The sequence below is a fragment of the Dietzia sp. HMSC21D01 genome (assembly GCF_001815995.1).
Lineage (GTDB): Bacteria > Actinomycetota > Actinomycetes > Mycobacteriales > Mycobacteriaceae > Dietzia > Dietzia cinnamea.
Genome location: NZ_KV823711.1, coordinates 1 through 2,167 on the forward strand (window position 1 = coordinate 1; position 2,167 = coordinate 2,167).

4 protein-coding genes are annotated in these 2,167 nt (G+C 66.7%); all 4 read right to left on the minus strand.

The genetic code is table 11. From position 1 onward, the window contains the following. Positions 1 to 66: 66 nt before the first annotated feature. The 4 genes from HMPREF3086_RS02535 to HMPREF3086_RS02550 all read right to left on the minus strand — a co-directional run bounded on the left by HMPREF3086_RS02535 (position 67) and on the right by HMPREF3086_RS02550 (position 1,964). A complete protein-coding gene (locus tag HMPREF3086_RS02535) occupies positions 67 to 441 on the minus strand; it encodes a hypothetical protein (protein WP_141763956.1) in 375 nt (124 codons plus the stop codon). Between the two features lie 111 nt (positions 442 to 552). Further along, positions 553 to 831 carry a hypothetical protein gene (locus HMPREF3086_RS02540; protein WP_070720034.1) on the minus strand — a complete coding sequence of 93 codons (279 nt, stop codon included), beginning with the start codon at positions 829 to 831 and terminating at the stop codon, positions 553 to 555. A 6-nt stretch (positions 832 to 837) separates the two neighbouring features. Further along, positions 838 to 1,164 (minus strand): hypothetical protein, encoded by a 327-nt coding sequence (locus tag HMPREF3086_RS02545; RefSeq protein ID WP_070720036.1) that lies wholly within the window; start codon positions 1,162 to 1,164, stop codon positions 838 to 840. Between the two features lie 5 nt (positions 1,165 to 1,169). Further along, positions 1,170 to 1,964, minus strand: a complete 795-nt coding sequence (locus tag HMPREF3086_RS02550; RefSeq protein ID WP_061230130.1) for a ParA family protein — start codon at positions 1,962 to 1,964, stop codon at positions 1,170 to 1,172. Positions 1,965 to 2,167 lie beyond the last annotated feature (203 nt).

A 2,167-nucleotide genomic window follows, 5' to 3' on the forward strand; every position in this document is an offset into this window, starting at 1 on the left:
TTGCACGCGGGAGCTGGCCCCAGAACACCCACACCCATCGAGCAAATAATCTCTTTGCTTTGGCTTTTAGCCGTACTTGACGGGGTTCCGAGCCGGGATGACCGGCGAGCGCGTGCCGATCAGGCTGGCCGCCTGGTGATCGTCGCGGATGTCGAACCAGGCCCTGGGCAGTGGCCGCTTTTCTGGACTGCTGGACTCGTATGCGTGGTGCACGAGGCGAGCGTAGAGAACGCGGCGGATGGTTCCGTCAGGATTGAGGATGACCAGGCGGTTGACCTTCACTGCGCGGATGAGCTTGGAGACCCATCCGCCGCGGATGACGTCGTTCTCAGGCTCGCCCCTGCGAATCCGGTCCAGCCCGTTTCCTTCGGTCAAACGTACGTACAGCGTCGTATGGATGAGTAGCCACGGAAAGAGTTCGAGTGCTCGAGCGCGAGTCATACCGCAGACCTTAAGGCGCAGTCTCCGACACCGGAAGTGTAATTTTCGCCACTCGAGGCTTCCGTCTTAGGGTTACGTACTTTATTATACGCGCCGCCTTCGGCTCTTTGGTCAGCGCGTGAGGCTGTTCGTGGCTTGGAGCGTGGCGATGAGGTCGGTGCGTCCGCTGGGTGTGATACGGGGCGCGATGACGGCGTGGGGCTCGTCGCCGAGGGCGATGAGGTGGGCGTGGTGCTGGTACGGATCGTGGGCGTGGATGTCGATGGTGCTGGCCGAGGCGTGGTGGGCGGTTAGGTCGAGCGCTTCGGTGAGGTCGCCGGCGGTGGTGAGGGTCTGTTGTGCCAGTAGCTCGCCGGTCGGGGCTGTCGTGCTGATGGTGATGATGTGCATGGGTGTCTACCTCTTGTAGGTGGTGCGTCCGCCGGCGCGGAACGGGCTGGCGTCGGCGTGGAAGGACTGGCCGTCGTTGTGTTCGGCGTCGAGGCGGTCGAGCAGCTCCTCGAAGGCGCGGACGGTGAATGCGACGGCGCTGGGGAGGTCTTCGGCTTCCTCGAGGGCCTGGCATGTGCCCCAGACTCGTTCGACGAGGTCGGCGGGCAGGCGCACGTTCCAGTTGCGGTATTCGGGGGCGTCGGCTGGGCGGTCGGCCTTCTCCCCTGCCGCGGCCTGGGCGACGAGGCTGTCGGTGGTCTTGCGCTGGCGAACGGGCGGCTTGGCGGCCATCGGTATCAGTTCCTCTCGGCGGTCAGGGTGGTCAGCAGCTCGTGGAAGCTGTCGCGGACGGTGACGGCGGCGATTTCTTTGAGCTCGTCCAGGCCTTGGCCGTTGGCGGCGGCTTCGGCGATGAAGGCGCGGCGTGGGATGTCGTGGGGGTGGACGCGGTAGCCGGAGGCGTCGGCCCATTCGCGGATCTCGGTGGCGACGCGGCCGTGGGTGGCGGTGCGGGTTGTGTCGCGCAGGTTGATGAGGATGTCCGGGTCGGGCAGCGGCCGGGTGGGGCGGAGGTCTTCGTTGATTTCGTCGACGAGTTCGCCGGTGTCGCTGATGCCGTTGAACGAGTCGTTTTCGGGTTCGGTGACGAGCAGGACCCGGTCGGCGGCGTAGAGGGCGTTGATGGTGCCCAGTGACAGGCCGCGGTCGCAGTCGATGACGATGAGGTCGTAGTCGTCGCGGACGGCATCTAGGGCTTTGTGCAGGACTTTGCCGGGGGCTACTCCCCCAAGTGATTGCAGAGCTGCGGCCAGTGCGCCGCGTCCAGACGGGACGATGTCGAGTCCGTCCCGACGGGTGGTGTGGGTGGCCCGGTCGAGGGTGACGCCTGGGGTGCGGGCGTAGATGTCGGCGAGGGTGTGGCCGTCGGGGTCGCGGTCGCCGAGGATGCGCAGGGCCACTCCCCCTTGGGCGTCGTGGTCGATGACCAGGACGCGGCGTCCGTCGGCGACGGCGGCATGGGCGAGCATGAGGGCGCTGGTGGTCTTGCCGACGCCGCCCTTGTGGTTGGCGATCGCGATGACCGTGGTCATGAGCACTTTCCCTTCTTTATGCGTGCATGGTGCGAGTATATCCGCGCATGGTGCGGGCATGGCGCAAGTGTGATGCTCGGGTGAGGGGCGTGTCGTGGCCGGCCACTGGGGCGGGTGGCCGGCGGTCGGGCGTGGCGCCTAGCGGAGCGGCGCCACGCCCGACCGCCCCCGCCGGCCTAGGAGCATGGGTCAGTAATGGCTCG

Excerpts from the sequence above, each read along its gene's own strand:
- HMPREF3086_RS02545 (WP_070720036.1), bottom strand. The coding sequence starts at position 1,164 with ATGGCCGCCAAGCCGCCCGTTCGCCAGCGCAAGACCACCGACAGCCTC.
- HMPREF3086_RS02550 (WP_061230130.1), bottom strand. The coding sequence starts at position 1,964 with ATGACCACGGTCATCGCGATCGCCAACCACAAGGGCGGCGTCGGCAAG.
- HMPREF3086_RS02535 (WP_141763956.1), bottom strand. The coding sequence starts at position 441 with ATGACTCGCGCTCGAGCACTCGAACTCTTTCCGTGGCTACTCATCCAT.
- HMPREF3086_RS02540 (WP_070720034.1), bottom strand. The coding sequence starts at position 831 with ATGCACATCATCACCATCAGCACGACAGCCCCGACCGGCGAGCTACTG.